This is a genomic window from Thalassobacterium maritimum (genome assembly GCF_031127805.1).
GTDB classification, from domain to species: domain Bacteria; phylum Verrucomicrobiota; class Verrucomicrobiia; order Opitutales; family Coraliomargaritaceae; genus Thalassobacterium; species Thalassobacterium maritimum.
The window spans coordinates 23,732-43,688 of the sequence record NZ_JARXHW010000025.1 but is presented as its reverse complement, the minus strand read 5'-3'; the positions used below and the strand labels follow the sequence as shown (position 1 = coordinate 43,688).

Here is a 19,957-nt window from a genome sequence, read left to right as displayed (position 1 = left end):
CACAAATACGAACGGCGACTCAGCCCAACAGAGTCTCCAGCCTGCCAAACTGAAAAAGTAAGCTGACTAGCAACTGTATAAAAATGCGCCTATTGGGTTATCTTAGAGCGCGCAGGCTCGATCGATGGCCTCAAGTTCGTCCGCCGTAAAGGGCGCCGCATCCAGGGCAGCAACATTATCCAAGATCTGTTGGGGACGGCTGGCCCCAATCAGCGCCGAGGTGACCACAGAATCACGTAGCACCCAAGCGAGCGCCATTTGAGCGAGACTTTGGCCACGTTCCTGGGCCAGCGCATGCAGAGCTTTGATCTTTGATAAATTCTTTTGCACACGCTCCGCATTTAAAAACGGAGAGTGCTCATCAGCTGCCCGTGAATCGGCGGGCACCACATTCAAGTATTTATCAGTGAGTTGCCCTTGAGCCAGAGGACAAAAAACGATTGAACCAATGCCCTCTTCACGCAATGCGTCCGTCAGGCCGTCCTCAATCCAACGATCGAAAAGATTGTAACTGGGCTGGTGAATGATGCAGGGCGTGCCTAGCTCGCGCAAAATACGAGCGGCCTCACGGGTTTGCTCTGCGGAATAGGAGGAGATCCCCGCGTAGAGCGCGCGCCCCGAACGCACAGCCGTGTCGAGCGCTCCCATCGTTTCTTCCAAGGGAGTATCGGGATCGTAGCGATGACTATAGAAAATATCAACGTAGTCGATGCCCATACGGCCTAGGCTTTGGTCGAGGCTAGCTAGCATATACTTGCGCGAGCCCCACTCGCCGTACGGGCCATTCCACATGTGATAACCGGCTTTGGTCGAAATGATGAGCTCATCGCGATAGCGGAAAAAGTCCTGCGCGAAAATCTTGCCGAAATTCGACTCGGCGGAACCAGCGGCGGGGCCATAGTTGTTGGCGAGGTCGAAGTGTGTGATGCCATGATCGAAGGCCGTGCGCAACATCGCGCGCGCGTTTTCGAAATCGTCGACATCTCCAAAATTATGCCAGAGCCCCAGCGAGATCTGAGGCAGCTTAAGCCCACTGCGCCCGCAGCGTGCATAGGACATGGAATCGTAACGAGTGGAATCAGGGGTGTAGGGCTTCATACAGTGGGCAAGTAAACAAGGTTAAAACGGCGGCGATCAATCGATACGCGGCGGTAGGTCGAGCGCGTGACAAGCGGCACGCATCATAGTATGGGCATCCACCTCAGCGTGCGACCAGATTTCCAGCGAGCGCACACCTTGATGCACCAGCATCGAGAGGCCATTGGCAGCGCGCAAGCCGCGGGCCCGCGCCGCTTGAAGCAAGCGTGTGGCATCAGGATTATAGATCATATCATAAACCACCCACCCCGCAGGCAGTGTAGCTACATTGAAGGGGGCCGGATCCGACTCTTTAAGCCCGAGCGATGTTGCGTTAACCAAGATACCGCACTCGGGCAAATCAATAGGTGGCTCAGCGAGTGCAAAAGCTTCCGCACACTCCCCTCCCGGCATGGCTTGAACGACCTCCATCAATTGATCGAGTCGCTCGACGCTGCGGTTACCGATGTAGAGCTTCTTGCAGCCATCGAGAATACACTGTACCGCAGCAGCCCGCGCGGCTCCGCCAGATCCGAGTAAAATGACAGTGGAATCTTTAATGGATACGCCCAGATCGGCCTTAAGAGCGTTTTTAAGGCCGTAACCGTCGGTATTAAAGCCATCGTAGCCATGCTCCCCCCAAACCAGTGTATTGACCGCGCCCATACGTTCACCGTCCGGAGAAACGCCGGAGATCAAATCCATCGCCTGCACCTTGTGCGGGATCGTCAGATTCAGCCCGAGGAAGTTATGCTTAAAAAACAAGGGAATAGCCTCGGCAAAATCCTCTGGCGCAATGTCGAAGCGGTAGTATGCCCAATCATTGAAACGCGAGTTTGAAAGACGCATTTTAGCGATCGCCGCATTGTGCATGGCAGGACTGACTGAGTGATGAATCGGATGCCCGATCACAGCCAGCGGTGTGCCCTCGAACTCGAGCGTGCCGAGGTCTTCTAAACTGTAGGTGAATTCAGTGTTCATGAGATCGACTGCAACGAGTGCAGGAAGCACCGCGCCCTATGCGGGTGCGGGCGCTTCATCGCCAGCGAGGCTGCCTTTGTCTTTATCTTCTTCGTTGACCTTCTTTGGCTCACCATCGGACTCATCGTCGTCATCGGGCTCCTCGGCCACCAAAATACGTTTCACGATCGGAGAACGCATTTCGCCAAATTCGATAATTTCTAATACGTGCTTACCGTCGATCGTCTCGTGTTCGAGTAAGGACTCTGCAATCACATCAAGTGCATTGCGATGATCATTCAGAATCTGGAGCGCACGCTGGTATTGCCCCTGAATCATGTCGCGCACAATTTTGTCGATTTTCTGAGCGGTTTCTTCGCTGTAATTCTTAGTGCTCGGTCCGCCTTGGCCGAGGTAACCGCCACCTTGGCTCTCGCCGAGGGCCACCATACCGAGTTCCGACATGCCCCAATCACAGACCATGTGACGCGCGGTGCGACTCGCCATACTAATATCTCCCGAGGCGCCACTGGTAATATCGCCGAGCACGATGTCTTCGGCCGCACGGCCACCCAAGGTGCAGCAAATGTCATCAATCAAACGACGCTTGGAATGGTTGAGTGTATCCTTTTTCGGCATGAACATAGTCGAACCGAGGCTCTGACCACGTGGAATAATAGTGACCTTATGCACGGGCATATGCCCATCGTCCAGCACGCCTTTAATCAGAGCGTGACCGGCTTCGTGGAAAGCGATGATCTTGCGATCTTCTTCATCCATCAACTTACGACGCTCGCGACCGAAGGAGATCTTATCACGTGCCTCATCGATGTCATTCATCTCGACTGCCTTCTTATTATAACGTGCCGCGATGAGCGCACCTTCGTTTAAGAGGTTGGCCAAATCAGCCCCCGAAAAGCCGGGAGTGTTGCGCGCCACGTGTTCGAGATTCACCTCTTCCGAGAGAGCGATCTTTTTGGCATGTACCAGCAAGATTTCATGGCGGCCATTTAGGTCGGGTAAGTCGATCGTGACTTGACGGTCAAAACGACCAGGACGCAGGAGTGCGTTATCCAAAACATCCGGACGATTGGTCGCAGCGATGATGATCACACCTTCGTGCCCATCAAAACCGTCCATTTCGACCAGCAGCGAATTGAGCGTTTGCTCGCGCTCGTCGTTACCGCCACCGACTCCAGAGCCGCGTTGGCGGCCGACCGCATCGATTTCATCAATAAATACAATGCAGGGCGCATTCTTACGGCCTTGCTCAAACATGTCGCGCACACGAGCCGCACCGACCCCCACGAACATTTCAACGAAATCAGAACCACTGATCGAGAAGAACGGAACTTCCGCCTCGCCGGCAACAGCCTTGGCCAAGAGCGTCTTACCCGTGCCCGGAGGGCCCACCATCAGCACACCCTTTGGAATGCGTCCACCGATGCGTTGAAACTTCTTAGGGTCTTTGAGGAAATCAACCACTTCGGAAACTTCTTCCTTCGCTTCGTCACAGCCAGCCACATCCTTAAAATTAATGGAGCCCTTCTCACGAGTGAGCATTTTAGCCTTACTCTTACCGAAGCTCATCGCGCCCTTGCCTGCGCTCTTAAGCTGGCGCACGAAAAGGAAATACAAGAGCCCAATAATCAGGAGAAATGGCAGGAAACTGATCAACACATCCTGAAATCCTGTTGTAGCGCGCTTCTCAGTGAGCACTTCACGCACCAACAGAAAGTCGTCTTCGGTCAGACGGCCACGCGCCGAAAATTGCAGCTTAGCAGGTAGATCCTCAGCAGGCTCGACGCCTTCGACCGGCGTGGTCAATGCCGGATTGGTCATTTCGCCGCTGATGACATAACCATCGCGCCCATAGGAAGGCTCTGGCTCCATAATGCCATCGCCCTCGGCGATGAGTCCCGCCTTAACAGCTTGCACCAGCTCGCTGATAGTGAGTTGTTTGACATTGGTTCCGGCGCCAGGATTGGCGAACCAGATCGTTAAAATAGCAGCAACGATGACCAGGTAGACGAGCAATACCTTAGGCTGGAAGCGCTGCGGTGAGCCGTTATTACCGGGTTCGTTCTTTTTTGGCTTATTGTTCTCTGATGACATTTGTGGGTCAAAGTGGTTTTCTAATTTGGTAAGTCAACCTAAGAGCCTTCTTCGTTGTAGGGCAAATTTTGTGGCTCTCAGCGGGGGGGAATCCAGGCACCCAGATGATCTCTTGTGAGGCGTTAAGGACAAGGGGGAGCGTTTTTCGTTCCAAGTGCGGAATCCGGCGGTCGATAAAGCAGCTCTTAAGCTTCTTACCACCGGGCGCACCGAGTGGATAAAAGCGGTCGCCAGGTTGCCAAGAGCGAATCTGAAAGGCAAGTTCTCCATCGTAACGCAACATGGCCTCGGTGCGAGGATCGATGTCTCCGGCCTCTATTTTTTGCCGCAGAGCGGGACTTAAGTCGATCACCTCGGCCTCAATCAATGCGCCTGTAGACAAAAATGCAGCTTCTCCCAAGCCCAAAACCGTGGGTCGCAGAGCATCTAACTGAGCCGTAGCGTCCTCATGCTCCCACCGCAGCGTCTGCGAATCTAAAACGAGATAATGCGAACCTGCACTCATGCGGTAACGCTCGCGATGACTACACAGCGTCTCAATCAAAATATCCATCGCGGGGGCCCCCACCGAGCGAATGAGTCCGTGTCCATTCAGCCATTCAGCCAATGCACGGCGCAAGAGCGCAGTAGGCACGGCGCGCAATGCAAACCGGTCCAAGCTGTCGGCATGTGCATAGGCCTGAGGCAAATATTCACGCGCCAATTGATCTAGCGCAGCGGCATCTTCTTCTAACAAGCGTCGCGTACGGGCTGCGCCCGTGGCGGGATCACGCCCGAGGGCTTGCGCTAAGTCAGGAATGATCTCTTGTCGCAGCGCATTACGAGCAATGCTCACATCTGCGTTGGAACTATCTTCACGCCAAACCGCAGAGCTAACATTAAGCGCCATCCTCACATCCACCGCCCGCAGATGTAACAAAGGGCGCAAGTGGGTAGGATGACCCGTAAAAACACTGACTGGACGTGGTGCCGCCAGACCATCTGAAGCGCAACCACGCACAATGCGCTGTAGTTGCGTTTCAAGTATATCATCTAATTGGTGTCCAAATGCAATATAGCGGCAGCTCTGTTCTTTAGCCACTTTACGCAAAAATTCTAAACGCAAAGCCCGCGCGGTGGTTTCAGTAAAGGCGGCCTCATAATCGGGGCGAATATCACTATGAAACGGAAGCTCGAACGCATCCGCCAGAGACTCAACGAACGCCGCATCCGCATCCGAATCTTCCGCACGCCAGCGATGGTTGTAATGCGCCACATGGATCTCGAGCCCGAGCGTCTGAGCCTGGGCGACTAGTATGCAAAGCATAAATACAGAGTCCGCCCCCCCAGAACAGGCCACCAGAACACGACTGGCCGCTTGCAAATGCGCCAGCACTGAGGGCTCAATCGCGGTTTCACCAAAGCGCCGTTGGATCGCGAGCGCACAGGATGGCCAATCAATCAGTTGTGGTGGTTGCTGCATGCAGTGACTAAAAGCCTAGGTCGCCAAATAGGTGTGCCCACGCAATAGCTCCGCATACTCATCGAGCATGCGCGTGCCCTCGCGTGGTTTGATCTCATCGGCTTTAGTTGCGCGATCGATCTGCTTCTTCATCAAACGCGTAAGGATGTGACCATCGTATTGCGTAAAACCAATCACATCATTGACAGTAAAGCCCTTAATACTGTCTTCGATATAGAAACCATCTTCCTCATCATCTTCCAAGAAAACGTGCACTTCGTTCACACGACCGAAAAGATTGTGCAAATCACCCATTATATCTTGATATGCGCCGACAAGGAAAACACCGAGGTAGTAGGGTTCCTTGGGCTTGAGCTCATGCAAGCGCAAGGTGTGGCGTATGTCTTCAACGTCGGTAAAAGAGGACATTTTACCCTCACTATCACAGGTGATATCCACTAAGGTGGCATCCACATCGGGAGACTCGTTCAAGCGGTGCAAGGGCGCGACAGGAAAGAGCTGTTTACAGGCCCAATGATCAATCAGCGATTGAAAGACAGAAAAGTTACAAACGTATTGCTCCGCCATCATTTGCGGCAAGCTCTCTAATTCTTCGGGAGTGTAGCGACTATGCTTCGCTTGCTGACAGAGTTCTTGGCAAATTGCCCAGTAAGTAGAGTCCGCCTGTGCCCGCTCTGCTAGATCTAAATAGCCGAGACTGAATAGATGATTCGCCTCTTCCTTTTTCTGCAGTGCATCATGATAACGCTCCAATGGCGTCGAACCATGCTTGTTCTCCAAGTTTGCCTGCAAATCCAACAATACAGGATTCACTTTTTTACGTTTTGCAGCGGGTTTAGGAGGCACTGCAGTTTTAGAAATACGATCGCAGACTTCAGTAATCAAGATCGAGTGCGGTGCGACGATGGCACGTCCACTCTCGGTCACAATATCGGGCACATCAATCTCTGCATCCTGACAGACGGACTTAATATTATACACGACATCACGTGCATACTCCCGCATGGTGTAATTCATCGAGCTTTCGTAATTACTACGAGAGCCGTCATAGTCGATCCCGAGGCCGCCCCCGACATCCATTAACTCCATGGGGAAGCCCATCTTCTTCAGCTCACAATAAAAACGCGCCGCTTCGACAGTGGCTTTCTTAATGGTCTGAATATTGGGCACCTGCGAGCCGATATGGAAATGAATCAGGCGCAAACTCTCCGTCAGCCCAGCACGCTTGAGACGCCGAGCGCCATCAATAATCTCGGGACTCGTGAGCCCGAACTTGGCATCCTCTCCCGAGGAACTGGCCCACTTCCCCTCGCCTACCGTGGAAAGCTTAATACGGAAACCAATCCGAGGCGTCACTCCCAGCTTCTTCGAAATCTGAATAATACGTGCAACTTCGCTCAACTGCTCGACCACGAGATAAATCTCTTTGCCCAAACGCAGACCTTGCAGCGCGAGGCGGATAAACTCGTCGTCCTTGTAACCGTTGCAAATGATCAAAGACTTCGGGTCCTTATGCATCGCAAGTGCGATCATCAACTCCGGTTTACTGCCACACTCGAGCCCATAATTAAAAGGCTTGCCCGCATCTTGGATCTCTTCGACGACCTCGCGCAGTTGATTAACCTTGATCGGAAAGACGCCGCGATAGCGCCCCTGGTATTGCTCGTCCTTAATCGCATCGCGAAAGAGCTCGTTGAGCTGAATAACGCGCGTGTGCAGGAGATCCTGAATGCGCACCGTAAGCGGTGGTTTCAGCCCCTTCTGCGCGGCCTCCTTCACAATGTCGTGAATGCGAATACTGCGCGGATCGCACAAAGGGTGCACCTGCATATAGCCGCCCTCGTCGATCGAAAAGTGCCCGCCGCCCCAACGCTTGAGACCGTAATAATTTTCAGAGTCTTCAACCGTCCATGTCGACGGTTTGTCTTGATACGAAGCTGTCATAGTTTTTTTAAGCCATCTCAAAGGATAGCTTGCGCCCGGAATATGGACGCAAATCGCCAACGAAGCGTGCCTTAAACCAGCTCGGAATACGCATCCGCCTTAAGTAAGGTCTGAGTTTGAGAAGCGTCATTCAAACGAATCTTCAAGAGCCAGCCTTTTTGATACGGATCGCTATTGAGCAACTCTGGCTCGGAATCCACCTCTTCGTTAATCTCAATCACCTCAGCATCCACTGGCATGAACAGATCTGAAGCGGCCTTAACCGATTCGACGACGCCAAAGGTCTCGCCAACGTTAAAGGAATCCCCGACTGCAGGAAATTCAACAAAAGTAATATCGCCAAGGCTCTCTTGCGCGTAATCGGTAATACCGACTGTAGCAGTGCCGTCAGCGTGGACTTGGATCCACTCGTGGTCTTTAGTATATAGAAGGGCTTCGAGAACTTGACTCATACAGTCTATGAAAATGCGACCAAACTGAAAAGCGAGTCAGAAAAACAACTTTGAACAGGAAGCTTCCCGACTTCGCGAAGTTACAAGCTTAGCTACGCGACTCGAAGAACTCCAAGATTTGCTCAATAATATATTTGTGCTCCAGCGGTGTAATTTCCCCCGCCTCCAGCTGAGCATCTGCCGCCAAGGCTCGTTGAGCTAAACGCGCAAAAGGATCTCCCCCAGTCGACCCAGGCACTAAGCCACTCTTCAATTCTGCCTTCATCGTGCCGGGTTCCAGATCGACGTAATAGCCTAAATCCTCTTGCAAGCCAAAGCGAATGAAGTTTTCAGCTTTTTCGTTGGGAACTGGGGTGAAATATTTAACCGCAGCATTATAGCCGGCCTTCTCCAAGCGAATTTCATGCGTCATTTTACGCGGCAAAGCAATCTCCATAGGAGTGATACCAGCAGCATCGCCATTGATGTAGACACTCGACTCCGAAGGAAAAGATAAGATGACAACCTCTTGTGGAACGCCGCGCTCAAAAGAAGCACAACCCGCAAAAACAAGCGAAGATAGAGCAATAGAAACTGAGGTGAAAAATGGGGTAACTTTCATGCCAAAAATTGAAATAATGTTAAGTGGATATCGCCAGTATCGCCTAGCCTAAAACGCGGTCAAGACTTTAGCAGGGCTTCTTTTAAGAATGTAACACAGTAGATTCTACGAATTAATACTTGAAACTCGGTGCTAGAGCGCCATCAAGGCTAGTCATTTGTGCGCTTGTAAGCTAAACACATGTCACAATGACATGACGCAAGAGGCACCCTGACAATGATTTTCGCATTCATCTTAGCCATCGCCTTCACGATCGGCATCTCTGCCCTCTGCTCCGTACTGGAAGCTATGATTCTTAGTACCACCACAGCGGAAATTGAAGGCTTAAAAAAAACGTATCCGAAACGGGGAGAGAAGCTAGAAAAGCACAAACTTGGCCTGGAAGAGACAAGTTCTGCGATCCTGAGCCTAAATACCATCGCGAATACGCTGGGCGCGACCATGGTTGGCGGTCTCGCGGTCCAAATGTGGCCTCAAGATAGCAATATACTGCTCAAAGTCTCGAGTGCCATGGCGCTAGCGATCCTCTTTTTCTCAGAAATCATCCCCAAGAATGTGGGCGTATTGTATCGTCCTGCCTTACAACCTATTTTGATTTTCCCGCTCGTCTGGCTGTGCGCGGTCATGGCTCCACTTTCAACTGTGGTGGGCTTTGTCGTGCGTTTTACTTTGCGCCCCCCCAGCAACACAACCGATAGCGATGAGGAAATTTTACTCTTAGCTGAAAAAAGCGCTAAAGAAGGCACATTGACAGCAAACGAGCGTGATATGATCAATAATGCGCTCAGCCTTGACGAATTATTGGTCAACCAAATCATGACACCGCGCACGGTCGCTTACGTGATCGACGGCCAAGAAAGCGTCACATCGCTACTTAAAAAAAGTAAAACGATTCCATTTGCCCGAATCCCAATTTATGAGGAGCAGACCGATAATATCACGGGAATCGTCCGCCGGCGTGATATCCTGGGTGCCATGGCTTCAGGCAAGCAAAGCAAGCTAATCAAGGATTTAGCCAACGATGCCATCTTTGTGCCGGATAATGCGGCGGCCTCCGACGCCTTACAGACATTCCTAAAAAACCACCAACAACTCGCGATCGCAGTCGATGAATTCGGCTCCATGTCTGGTGTGATCACAATGGAGGATGTGATTGAGCAAATCATCGGCCAAGAGATTTTTGAGGACGATGACCCTGCAGTGGACATGCGTGAATTAGCGCGTAGGCGTCAATTTGCAGAGAAACGTAAACATCGCCGCGAGACGAAAACGGCCTAAACTCGCTTCTTAAAACGAAGTAGTGCTAGTTTTAAATCATCCACAGTCACGGGCTTAGTGACAAAATCGTCCATGCCCGCATCGCGGCAGGCCTCACGCGTCTCCCCCATCGCATTGGCAGTCAAAGCGACAATGTACGGCTGCCTCACGACTGGCAATTCTTCACGAATCTCATAAGTCGCAGCAATGCCATCCAGCTCAGGCATCTGTAAGTCCATGAAGATGACATCAACCCCCTTTCCGCGAGTCATCTCAACTGCTTCGCGCCCATTTTTCGCCCATGTCGAGTGGAGGCCAAATCGCTCAAGAATTTTACTGGTCAATTTATAATTGGTCGGATCATCCTCAGCCACCAAAATGTTAGGTGGCGAATCGAATTGTAATTCATCCTCCTGCACATCATCCGGCCTATCTGAGTCATCGCCATCGGCCTGTTCCGTATCCTCGATGAAGAGCGTAAATGTGCTCCCCTTGCCAAGCTGACTCTCAACAGAAATTTCCCCACCTAACATTTCCACGATCCGACGGCTGATCGCCAAACCTAAGCCAGTGCCGCCATACTTTCTCGTGGTCGAAGAGTCCGCCTGTGTAAAAGCTAAGAAGACTTCCTCCATTTTATCCTCTGGAATACCAATACCAGTGTCTCTCACTGAAACATAGTGGCGTCGCCGCCTCGGTGCAAGGCCCTCAGAAGTGGACCACACTTTAACAGAGATGACACCACTCGCAGTGAATTTCACCGCATTACTGATCAAATTGTTCAATACTTGCTGTATACGAGTGCGATCCGAATGAATTGCAACAGGCACCGAATCAGCAACCTCGACACGCATCATCACACCACTTCGCTCTGCACTGAGTTGAAATAAACTGACCACCTCATGCACGACCTCATCCAAGCAAACAGGCCCTAACTCTAGACTTACTTTACCCGCCTCGATCTTTGATAAATCTAAAATATCGTTGATGAGCTCCAACAGGATGTTCCCGGAACTACGAATGGACCCTAAATCACTGCGCTGATCCTCATCTAAATCGGTATCTTGCAACATCTCACTAAATCCAATAATTGAATTCAGCGGCGTGCGAATTTCATGACTCATGGTTGCCAAAAAAGCACTTTTAGCCATATTAGCTTCTTGTGCCGCATCGGCCAACTTGCGTGAGCGCACCGTTGCCATTTGTAGCTCTTTGGTGCGTTTGCGCACCTTTTCTTCGACCTCCGCATAGCTGCGACGCAACTTCTCTGTCATATCGTTGAAAGCACGCGCAAGGTCATCGAGTTCACTCCTACCTGTGGCCGCGACCTGCAGATTAAAGTTCCCCTTGGCCACGGCATTAAAGCTTTTTCGCAACTGGCTAATAGGCCGGCTGATACTCATCGAGAACCAAATCGAAAGCCCGATCGCACTACTCAGTAAGATTACAGCTGAGCACCAATAAATCAAAACAAGATGTTTGCTCTGGCGTTGGCTCAATTGCTGACCACGCTCAATCAAACGATTGACCATATCACGAAGTCGCGCGCCATGGCTTTCCAACAACTCGACCGCCTCAGTTTCGGACTTCGCTGCGACCGCAAATTCAATCGACACCGCATTAAGCCCCTGTCTCAAGTCGTCGAGTAGTTCCTGGTAAGCATCGATCCCCTGCAAGTCAGTCTGATGTAGCTTAGTCAAAAGCTCATCGATCGCATGTTCATAAGCCGCTTGAGCAATTCGGAAGTTTGCCTGAAACCGGCTTAAGTCGTTCTGTAACAGCAAATCACGATCGATCACACTCACCGCGCGATTCAGCCAACCCCATAACTGCCCATTGCACAGCAAAAGATCGTCCACTAATTCATGCTCTTGTAACAACTCCGACCCCAATGCGACATGTATTTGATCACGACGCTCGATCAGCAAATCCTGAATCTCGATGTTGTGCTCACCAAACCTGACGACATCCTCACGCACACGTTGATCTAATTCAGAAAGAAAATTCTTACTCTGCACCAAGCCCGAGAAAACATCGTTAAACTCATCCACACGCTCAAGCATGCCATTCACAAAAATGGACTCCACCTGATCCCCCTCAGCCAGCACTTGCCCTAAGGCACGCTTAGTCGCGGCGAGAGAGTCGACCACGTATGAATCTCCTGTTAATCGCTCCTGATAAATGCGATTTCCGATCACAACATTTGAGATTTCGCGAGAAACGACATGCAATAAATTAAGGCGACGCTCTTGATGCTGCACTTCATCCATCACGTAACGACTCAAGCCCAAAAAAACCGCAAAGAGCAATATAGCTCCAGCCAAGGCGATCGCGATTTTAGTAGAAATCCTCATAACATTAGGGGAGCACACGCGGAGATTCCTCAACGAGAACCGCTCGCCCACCTGACATCTTAGTAATATAAATCGGTATTTCCAACTGCCTTGGCAAGCCCTCTTCTTGCCCCCCGATCAATCTCAATGCGCGCGGCTCTTGATAAAATGGATCTTCGATATTCAACTCAGACAGCACCGGGTAGATCAAAGAAGTTTCATCGAGCGCCTCCAGCCCCGCCGCCCGAATGCAGGACACAATTAATTCCAGCGCGTAGAACTTCTTATTGGCCTCCGCATCCCACTCGCCTGCCAGGTCTAAATAGCGCTCTTTAAGCGTCCGAAAATATTCACTGCGTAGTGCGTCCGCGGGCTCACCGCCCACATAGTAGATACCATCACTGGCCTCCCCGAGCTTAGCCAATGCTCCAGGATCTTGAGTCGTCTGGGTGCCGACAAAACCGCGATACCCCGCACTGCGAAGACGGTCGACGATCACGACAAAAGCCTCAGGCGGACAACCAGCCAATACGACCAAATCCGGTGCCGCGGCAACGACTCCCGCCACCCTGCGTTGAATACCCTGCGGATCGAGCGACACATCAAAAGTCTCCTTGGAAACATCGTAACGCGCGATGCGCACGAGCTCCATGCCCGCATCCAAAGCTAATTGCTCCGCCACTCTTTTTTGGCGAATACCTGCTTCTGTGCCATAGGCCATCACCACTGCGCGACTCACATGATGCTCCTGACGCAAATGGCGAAACATAATCGACAAGGTCTGCTCGGGCCGCGGCATGCCTAAGACAGCGAGCCCCCCCGAGCCTTGTAGCGCGGGATCGAAGCCATAATGCAGATAGAAAACATTGGCGCCCTCTAATACGCGCCGCGCTGCGTCTACAGTCGCATCTCCCAGTGGTCCGATCGTATAATGGATTCCTTCGGAAACCAATTGATGCGCCACCCGATTCGCTTCCGTGGCATCGAACTCGTCATCGAGGACCACTAATTCTATTTTCACCCGCTCGCCAGCCACCTCGAAACCGCCACGCTCATTGTAGTAATCCGCGACCACCTGCGCACTACGCATCGTGACCACACCCCAATAACGAGCCGGCCCTTTTAATGAAACGATCACACCCACACGCAACACACGCGGATCTCTACTCGTCGGCTCATGACACCCCGTTGAGCTCAACAGCATACTCAAGCCCAGCACCATGAGTGCCATCGTATATAATTTTCGGGTCATTCTTGTAGATAGAAAATGATCCGATCGTGGATTAAGAAAGCAAAATCTAAGCGGCCATCGTGATTCAGGTCCGCCACCACCGTCTGGCGCGGCTCTAGCTTGGCTCCGGTCCGGCCTTGGTAGTGCATATTTTGCTCAAAAATTTCCCAATACATTTGGCTCTGCACGCCTGTCCCGCTACCTCGTAAGATTTCGACAATGTGCTCGGTCCCATCTACAGCCACGATGTCCACATGGCCATCGGCATCGAAATCAGCCTCCGCGATATGGCTGAAATACACATCTTCGAGCTCCGTTTCAAACCCTGTGCCCAGCTCTCGCGTCCAACTCTCGGCTTGTGCAGTAAAATACCAGAAACGATCGTCTCCATAGAGCAAATAGGCATCTTGCCCCCCCGCTCGTCCCGGCAATTTCGACCAACCGGAGACTGCCATCGAACCGGCATCTTCGCTATGTTGATAGCGCAGCACACCATCCTGACCACGACTGAGGAACTGCAACTCTCCCTCTTTGGGCACATAGAATACAAGCCCCTGCAGTAAGCCCTCACTGTCCAGCGAGGGAATCACTGTCGCTACGGCATCGCTATTGCGCCGAGCATTAAACTGATCTACCATCTCGAGTTGCCCCGCACGATAGCGTATCGCACGCGCAAAGCCAGTGCGAGCGGCCACCAACTCGTTGGAGCCGTCGCCATCGACATCGACCACCGTGACTTGGGCCGCACTCAATCCCTTCAGCAAACTCTCCCGCACACTGGAACGTTCCCCGACCAGCTCCAGTTCATAAGGCGTATCCGCAGACTTCGGCGCCAGCAAGATGGGCGCTTCGCGCGGAACAAAGAGCATCAAGCCGGGGCCCCGCTCCGCGAAAATATCCATGGCGCGCAGGCTCGTCGGCTTACGCCGCGCTCCTGGCAGGTCCATCTGTAAGACAATCTCCCAGGCCGAACTCGCATGACGACGCTGCGCAGGCTGGGCAACCACCAGTTGCATGCCTTCTTTGGATTCGCTCACAATGGCTAACTCATCGCGCCCATCCCCATCGAGATCAACCGCTTCGCATACCAGCGGCTCTCCCGCGCCGATTTCAATCAGACGTGGAAATGACAGCCGTCCACTGGCATCATACTGACTCACCCCGAGATTTTTTTCTTCGCGGCTGAGCGCCACAACCGCGGCCTGCTTCGACTCGTAGAAATGCCCCGCGGTTAGCGACGAAATGGCAGAAAAGCTGGGGAAACTTTTAGACGCAAGAAAGCGCCCCTTCTCTTTCAAGAAAATCATCAACTCCGCCCCCGCTGGATTGGCCACCTGCAAGTCGCGCTCCCCGTCGCCATTGATATCACCAAATGCGTAATATGCTCCCTCTTGCACCTGTTCGAACACGGGGTAAATTTGCGCTTGCACGCCCTCCAAGGGGAGCGAGCCATGCGATTCTTTGGCTGAAGCAATCTTAAAAAACTCCAAAGCGCCACTGCGCGAGTCGACCGATGCAAAATGCTGCGATGACTCCTCGCTTGAACGCAATGGCATACACATGCGCACCGGGCGTTCCAAGATGAAACGCCGCTCGGCGCCAAATCCACCCGCTGACAATTGCTCTCGCACGACCAACGACTGCTTACCCTCCGTGGTAATATAGCAAATCTCAGCCAGCCCATCACCGGTCACATCCACAACTTCTAAATTGAATGGATTCTCGCCAGTCAGGAAATACACGTCCGCCTCTTGTAGCTCTCCCGCCTCTCCGGGCGTAAAGACACGCACCGCATCTGCAGTCAGAAGCACCAACTCTGGCCGCTGATCTCCATCCACATCAACGACTTTTAAAGTGCTCTGCCACCCCAGCGCATCGAAACCATCAAACTCTTGGCTACTCAACCACTGCCCCTGTTCGCCTTGCAGACGCACCGTGAGTGGCACGTCCCGTGCGGTATAAGCGAGGTCGACTCGGCCATCTCCGTTTAAGTCGCCCACGCCAAGGTCAAACATCGGGAACCCGACGGTAATCTTCTCGACGTCGAAACCTGCATCCGAAAGCTGCGGCTCCCAACGGTCGCGTTGCAAACTGCGCTTAGCCTCAGACGCCTCTACTGCCTCACGCTGATAGAGCAACTCGATTTGCGCGGTATCATTATTAATGAGCGCCAAATCCATACGTCCATCCTGATTCAAGTCGCTCACTTGTAAGGCACGCGTCGACCAGTCGAGCTTAATCACTTGCGGCTTTGCAAAGCCAAATGCTTCCGCCAAATTCTCTGCAGCCAGTGCAGGGCTCCCCCCGCATGTCAGGCCGCTCCAACACATGGCCCAAAACAGAGCGCAAAACGTCCCAGTCTGCTTCATCATTTAGAATCCTCCCGCGCTCGAATAAAGGAACGGTTAAAGAGGCCATCATCGGCCTGATTCGTTTCTGTAATCATATAAAACGGCTTTGCCAACTTCTGTGGCAACTGCTCCAAGTCTAAGCTGGAGCCTCCCGAGGCTAGCTGACTGGCCTGCACGATCGATTGAAAGATCGGTAAGAACATCTTTTCGATGTCCACGTAGGAGCGCGCTACCGCATCGGGACGAGCAATCGACTCAAAGATCGCCTCAGTCTCGGCATCTTGCCAGAAACCATCGACACCTGATTCTAAACGTGTCAGCACCTCCTGCAAGAGTCCTAGCTGACCGATGCTCAAAATAAATTTGGAGCGTGTGATTACATAGCTGACGCCGGCATTGGCAGCTGCTGCATTCTTAAAACTATAAATTGTCTGCCCCGCAAAGTCTTGGGTTTGAATTTGCTCTCGCGCGCCTGGCACCAGATCTATTAGAGCCTCCAAGGCACTCGACAGAGAGGCCGCATTCTCTAGACCGACTACAAACACTTGGTCCGGCTCCGCAATCGCTCCCGCCTCACGGCTCGTCTCTGGCATGACAGAGAGTGAAACGACATCGTCCGCAAAGTTCTCCAAGATCGCAGAACGAAAATCGACCCCAGTATTGCTATGCACCATTTGCAATTGCGCGTCGAACTGCGCTCGCAAATTGGGGCTAGCGGTGGTCAACAAAGTCTCAAATTGCGCCAATAGATCCCCCACATCGAGATTTGTAATCGAGGTCGAAAACACCCCATTCGGCACATAGCGCGCCTCTGGCAAGGGCTCGTCGGTATAAGCTAACAAGCGTAGCAAGCCTGCCTGCTCGTGATAGATCAGGCCGCTGTGCACCTCAAGCCCCTCATCGACCAAGTCGACATCCATAAATGCAGCCTGCATCGACTCTAACGCAAACATATTGTTCAAGCTATCCGCATTGAGCCCCAACATTAAGGCGCCGCCCTGAAGCAGCTTATCCAACAGAGCCTCATTCAACGGTGGCATAAGTGCCTCTAGATTAAAGTATAATTCGAGGTCACCACGGCCCCCTTCTTCACGTGCACGTAAATAAGCCGCCTGTTCGCCAAGCGGCGCGTCCGGCCCATCCTTGATCGCTTCCACGGCAGAACGCAAACGCTCCTCGGGTGTCGCTAAAATAAAGACACCATCCACCAGTGCGTAACCATCCTCGATGTAGGTTTGCTCGCCATCGTAGGTTTCATCAAAATAAAGCGTCTCCCCCATGAAAGTCTCCTCAATCATAGTATGCTCGATCGCGGGGTTGAGTGCTTGCTGGCTCTTGGCGTTGCGCTCAAACTGCACCTGCATCAATGTATCGAGCTGATCCACATCGCCCGTGTATTCCGCCAGCACCATGATATCCGGGCGCTCTGCCTGTTGCAGTAATAATTCGGGCACGTTAAACCACGCCATCGAAAGCTGTCCGGGAAAGAGCGCATACAACTCATCCCAGCTCAAGCCAAACTCGTGCTCCAAGACTTCGGTCATGCTCTCCTCTGCGTCTTCAGACTCGCTCGCCTCCCCCCCATGCAACAATGGCTGTAAGAACTCCTGTAAACTGGGATCTTCAACCACCTCTGCGAAGGAGTGCGCCGCCCACTGGTCACGCAGCTCTTCTATGTTGCGGATCGAAATGTAAACATCCACATCAGCCTCCGTCATTTGGTTAAAAGAAGCCGCCGAGAGCGAGAGGGGCAGCGATAAACTCGCCGCACAGGCCGCACAGGCCGCAGAGAGAAATGTCGTCCGATAGCTATGAATATGCATAATTCTTGTTCTTAAGATTAAGATGTCTACAGGGCACGTGAAAATGATCCCGTCAATGCGATCGCTCGCTTATTTGACCTTGGGCGGACTTAAATAACGAAAGCCTGCGTTTGGGTTGCGCGGGTCGAAGGCATAGGCATCGCGATTGTCGATAAATGACTTGAGGATACCGGATGAAATAGAAAACCCCAGCCCTTCGGCTCCGACGGCGGCGATCTTCATATTATTCACTCCGACGACTTCCCCCTTCAGATTGAACAGAGGCCCGCCGGAGTTGCCCGGGTTGATTTGTGTGGTGGTTTGTAAATAGAGACGTCCATTAATAACGCGATTGGCCACGCTGATGATCCCCTCTGAGACGGTACGATCCAAGCCCAACGGGCTCCCGATCGCGAAAACTGTCTGTCCCTCGCGCAGCCCCTCGTCCACCGCGGCCAAGGGCACAGTCACAAATGGATCTGCATGCTCACTTTCGATTTTTAATAAGGCAAGATCGAGCTCGGAACTCGTCGCCACGATACGCACATTATCATAGGTCACCTTCGACATTTCATGGCTCCCTTCTTTAAATACTGTGATCGAAATCCGGTGCTCCCCTGCGATCACATGGTCATTGGTCACCACGTAACCATCTTGATGGATGATAAAGCCGGAGCCTAAACCGGTAGGCGTCTGTATCAGTGCCACCGCTTCTCCCAACTCGTCGACCCAGTCCCGGATGGTCTGATCGCCACGAGCATCGGCCACTTGATACAGAGTATCCGCCCGCGAACTCAGCTGCGGCAAGCCCCCCGAGCTCGCATCTACACCTTGCACCTGCGCCACCGCAGACTTCGGCACCTCCAGTAACTGATAGCCCAAATCGACATAGACCGAATCGGCCCGTTCCAATACCAGCTCGCCCTGGACAGTCGCACCATTTTTTAATTCAAGTGAATGGAAGGCCTGTGCCGCTGTCCCACTTGCAAAGATAAAAACCAAAAAACTCAGAAATCGAAGCATAGCTGCCACAAAAGCAAATTAATCGCTACACGCCAACAAAATCACCCACTCTCGCCGCTTTTCCCGCTTTATACCACTTGAATTCAACTCTGGGCTTTATCGAACAAAGTCGCTTACTAACATACTGCAGCAGTCTAGCCTGCAAGCTCAACTATAACCCGCTCAACAAGCCCACCATCATGATCCCCAAAGTAAATTACAAATCCGAGCTCAAGACACTCTACAAGCCCTCTGCCAAGCGCGTGGACTCAATCGAAATGCCGCCCTTACAATACTTAATGGTCGATGGTGCCGGCGAACCTGGCTCGGAGTCCTACATCGCAGCCATCCAAGCTTTGTTTACGGTCTCCTATACCATCAAATTCATAGTCAAGCGTGAGCTGAAATTGATGGACTATGGGGTCATGCCGCTGGAGGGGCTGTGGTGGGCCGAAGACATGTCAGATTTCATTACTCGCCGTAAAGATCGCTGGCTCTGGACCCTGATGATCATGCAGCCTGAGTGCGTCGATCGCGAGCTAGTTGAAACCGCCATAAAACGGGTGCATGCAAAGAAAAAACTCCCCGCCCTGGATTCTTTACGCTACCAGAGCTTTAACGAAGGCCGCGTCGCCCAAACGCTTCACATCGGGCCCTTCGACGACGAAGGCCCCACCGTTGAGCGCGTGCACCAATTCATAGCCGATTCAGACCATCAACTCTGCGGCAAACATCACGAAATCTACTTAAGCGACATCCGCCGCGCCGCGCCTAAGAACTGGAAGACCATCATTCGCCAGCCGATGTGTGTATAATCCACGTAAAACCAAGCCGAAAGGACTGATTTCGGATTGCGCCACTCAAGGAGGCTTCCTAAATTGCCCAACTATGAGCATAGAAAATCACTCAGAGCCCGACCACGAATCTCCCATTGAAATTATCGACGATACAAATGACATGCACTCAGGTCCTGAGCCCTCACACCCTTCAGCTGCATCTGCAGCAAACACACCTGCTGGCGATAAAACCATGGCCATGCTCTGCCACTTACTCAGCTTCTGTTTATTTATACTCCCAGCTTTTGGCAATATCATCGGTCCTCTCATTCTATGGTTAGTCAAGAGGGAGCAAGACCCCTTTGTAGATGACACGGGCAAAGAAGTACTGAACTTTCAAATTTCAGTCACCATTTATGGTCTCATCTGCTTTTTGCTAGTTTTCGCATTCGGGCTGGGAGTTATTTTAGGTATGATTTTATCAGTGGCGATGGTCGTGTACACCATCATCGGCGCCGTGAAAGCCAGCGAAGGCGTGCTCTACCGCTATCCTTGCACCATTCGCTTTCTCAAATAAACAGCCCAACACACTCT

General features: G+C 52.2%; 15 protein-coding genes. 3 read left to right on the top strand and 12 right to left on the bottom strand.

The features are described from left to right. Nucleotides 1-102 precede the first annotated feature (102 nt). From mgrA to QEH52_RS11535, 7 genes are all read right to left on the bottom strand, one after another. Nucleotides 103-1,098 (bottom strand): L-glyceraldehyde 3-phosphate reductase, encoded by a 996-nt coding sequence (mgrA, locus tag QEH52_RS11565; RefSeq protein ID WP_308950617.1) that lies wholly within the window; start codon nt 1,096-1,098, stop codon nt 103-105. A 36-nt stretch (nt 1,099-1,134) separates the two neighbouring features. Continuing rightward, nucleotides 1,135-2,058, bottom strand: coding sequence for a shikimate dehydrogenase (aroE, locus tag QEH52_RS11560; RefSeq protein WP_308950615.1), 924 nt, complete (start codon nt 2,056-2,058; stop codon nt 1,135-1,137). Between the two features lie 36 nt (nt 2,059-2,094). Further along, on the bottom strand, nt 2,095-4,152 hold the full coding sequence (gene ftsH, locus QEH52_RS11555) for an ATP-dependent zinc metalloprotease FtsH (protein WP_308950614.1): 2,058 nt from the start codon (nt 4,150-4,152) through the stop codon (nt 2,095-2,097). 7 nt (nt 4,153-4,159) lie between these two features. After that, nucleotides 4,160-5,614: a tRNA lysidine(34) synthetase TilS gene (tilS, locus tag QEH52_RS11550; protein ID WP_308950612.1), complete on the bottom strand. Its 1,455-nt coding sequence runs from the start codon at nt 5,612-5,614 to the stop codon at nt 4,160-4,162. Between the two features lie 15 nt (nt 5,615-5,629). Beyond that, nucleotides 5,630-7,558: a biosynthetic arginine decarboxylase gene (speA, locus tag QEH52_RS11545; RefSeq protein ID WP_308950610.1), complete on the bottom strand. Its 1,929-nt coding sequence runs from the start codon at nt 7,556-7,558 to the stop codon at nt 5,630-5,632. A 71-nt stretch (nt 7,559-7,629) separates the two neighbouring features. After that, nucleotides 7,630-8,010: a glycine cleavage system protein GcvH gene (gene gcvH / locus QEH52_RS11540; RefSeq protein ID WP_308950609.1), complete on the bottom strand. Its 381-nt coding sequence runs from the start codon at nt 8,008-8,010 to the stop codon at nt 7,630-7,632. A gap of 88 nt (nt 8,011-8,098) precedes the next feature. Further along, on the bottom strand, nt 8,099-8,611 hold the full coding sequence (locus tag QEH52_RS11535; protein ID WP_308950608.1) for a PEGA domain-containing protein: 513 nt from the start codon (nt 8,609-8,611) through the stop codon (nt 8,099-8,101). Between the two features lie 216 nt (nt 8,612-8,827). On the opposite strand from QEH52_RS11535, the gene QEH52_RS11530 reads away from it, so the two are divergent. Beyond that, entirely contained in the window at nt 8,828-9,889 is a 1,062-nt protein-coding gene (locus QEH52_RS11530) for a CNNM domain-containing protein (RefSeq protein ID WP_308950606.1), read from the top strand. Here QEH52_RS11530 and QEH52_RS11525 read toward each other — a convergent pair. The 5 genes from QEH52_RS11525 to QEH52_RS11505 form a co-directional block, all read right to left on the bottom strand. Beyond that, the gene (locus QEH52_RS11525) at nt 9,886-12,222 is read right to left on the bottom strand and encodes an ATP-binding protein (RefSeq protein ID WP_308950605.1); all 2,337 of its coding nucleotides are present in this window, start codon (nt 12,220-12,222) and stop codon (nt 9,886-9,888) included. The two genes, QEH52_RS11530 and QEH52_RS11525, sit on opposite strands and share 4 nt — an antisense overlap. Before the next feature lie 4 nt (nt 12,223-12,226). Beyond that, a complete protein-coding gene (locus QEH52_RS11520; RefSeq protein ID WP_308950603.1) occupies nt 12,227-13,453 on the bottom strand; it encodes an ABC transporter substrate-binding protein in 1,227 nt (408 codons plus the stop codon). Beyond that, on the bottom strand, nt 13,450-15,804 hold the full coding sequence (locus QEH52_RS11515) for an FG-GAP repeat domain-containing protein (RefSeq protein ID WP_308950602.1): 2,355 nt from the start codon (nt 15,802-15,804) through the stop codon (nt 13,450-13,452). Before QEH52_RS11515 ends, QEH52_RS11520 begins: the two co-directional genes overlap by 4 nt. Then, nucleotides 15,801-17,606 carry a DUF3352 domain-containing protein gene (locus tag QEH52_RS11510; protein ID WP_308950600.1) on the bottom strand — a complete coding sequence of 602 codons (1,806 nt, stop codon included), beginning with the start codon at nt 17,604-17,606 and terminating at the stop codon, nt 15,801-15,803. Before QEH52_RS11510 ends, QEH52_RS11515 begins: the two co-directional genes overlap by 4 nt. A gap of 69 nt (nt 17,607-17,675) precedes the next feature. Further along, on the bottom strand, nt 17,676-18,608 hold the full coding sequence (locus tag QEH52_RS11505; protein ID WP_308950599.1) for a S1C family serine protease: 933 nt from the start codon (nt 18,606-18,608) through the stop codon (nt 17,676-17,678). A 77-nt stretch (nt 18,609-18,685) separates the two neighbouring features. Here QEH52_RS11505 and QEH52_RS11500 point away from each other — a divergent pair, with 77 nt between their 5' ends. Beyond that, nucleotides 18,686-19,402, top strand: a complete 717-nt coding sequence (locus tag QEH52_RS11500; RefSeq protein WP_308950597.1) for a GyrI-like domain-containing protein — start codon at nt 18,686-18,688, stop codon at nt 19,400-19,402. A gap of 73 nt (nt 19,403-19,475) precedes the next feature. Next, nucleotides 19,476-19,940 carry a DUF4870 domain-containing protein gene (locus QEH52_RS11495; protein WP_308950595.1) on the top strand — a complete coding sequence of 155 codons (465 nt, stop codon included), beginning with the start codon at nt 19,476-19,478 and terminating at the stop codon, nt 19,938-19,940. The last annotated feature ends 17 nt before the right edge of the window (nt 19,941-19,957 follow it).

Coding starts and splice junctions, on each gene's coding strand:
- mgrA (WP_308950617.1), bottom strand. CDS start 1,098: ATGAAGCCCTACACCCCTGATTCCACTCGTTACGATTCCATGTCCTAT.
- aroE (WP_308950615.1), bottom strand. CDS start 2,058: ATGAACACTGAATTCACCTACAGTTTAGAAGACCTCGGCACGCTCGAG.
- ftsH (WP_308950614.1), bottom strand. CDS start 4,152: ATGTCATCAGAGAACAATAAGCCAAAAAAGAACGAACCCGGTAATAAC.
- tilS (WP_308950612.1), bottom strand. CDS start 5,614: ATGCAGCAACCACCACAACTGATTGATTGGCCATCCTGTGCGCTCGCG.
- speA (WP_308950610.1), bottom strand. CDS start 7,558: ATGACAGCTTCGTATCAAGACAAACCGTCGACATGGACGGTTGAAGAC.
- gcvH (WP_308950609.1), bottom strand. CDS start 8,010: ATGAGTCAAGTTCTCGAAGCCCTTCTATATACTAAAGACCACGAGTGG.
- QEH52_RS11535 (WP_308950608.1), bottom strand. CDS start 8,611: ATGAAAGTTACCCCATTTTTCACCTCAGTTTCTATTGCTCTATCTTCG.
- QEH52_RS11530 (WP_308950606.1), top strand. CDS start 8,828: ATGATTTTCGCATTCATCTTAGCCATCGCCTTCACGATCGGCATCTCT.
- QEH52_RS11525 (WP_308950605.1), bottom strand. CDS start 12,222: ATGAGGATTTCTACTAAAATCGCGATCGCCTTGGCTGGAGCTATATTG.
- QEH52_RS11520 (WP_308950603.1), bottom strand. CDS start 13,453: ATGACCCGAAAATTATATACGATGGCACTCATGGTGCTGGGCTTGAGT.
- QEH52_RS11515 (WP_308950602.1), bottom strand. CDS start 15,804: ATGATGAAGCAGACTGGGACGTTTTGCGCTCTGTTTTGGGCCATGTGT.
- QEH52_RS11510 (WP_308950600.1), bottom strand. CDS start 17,606: ATGCATATTCATAGCTATCGGACGACATTTCTCTCTGCGGCCTGTGCG.
- QEH52_RS11505 (WP_308950599.1), bottom strand. CDS start 18,608: ATGCTTCGATTTCTGAGTTTTTTGGTTTTTATCTTTGCAAGTGGGACA.
- QEH52_RS11495 (WP_308950595.1), top strand. CDS start 19,476: ATGAGCATAGAAAATCACTCAGAGCCCGACCACGAATCTCCCATTGAA.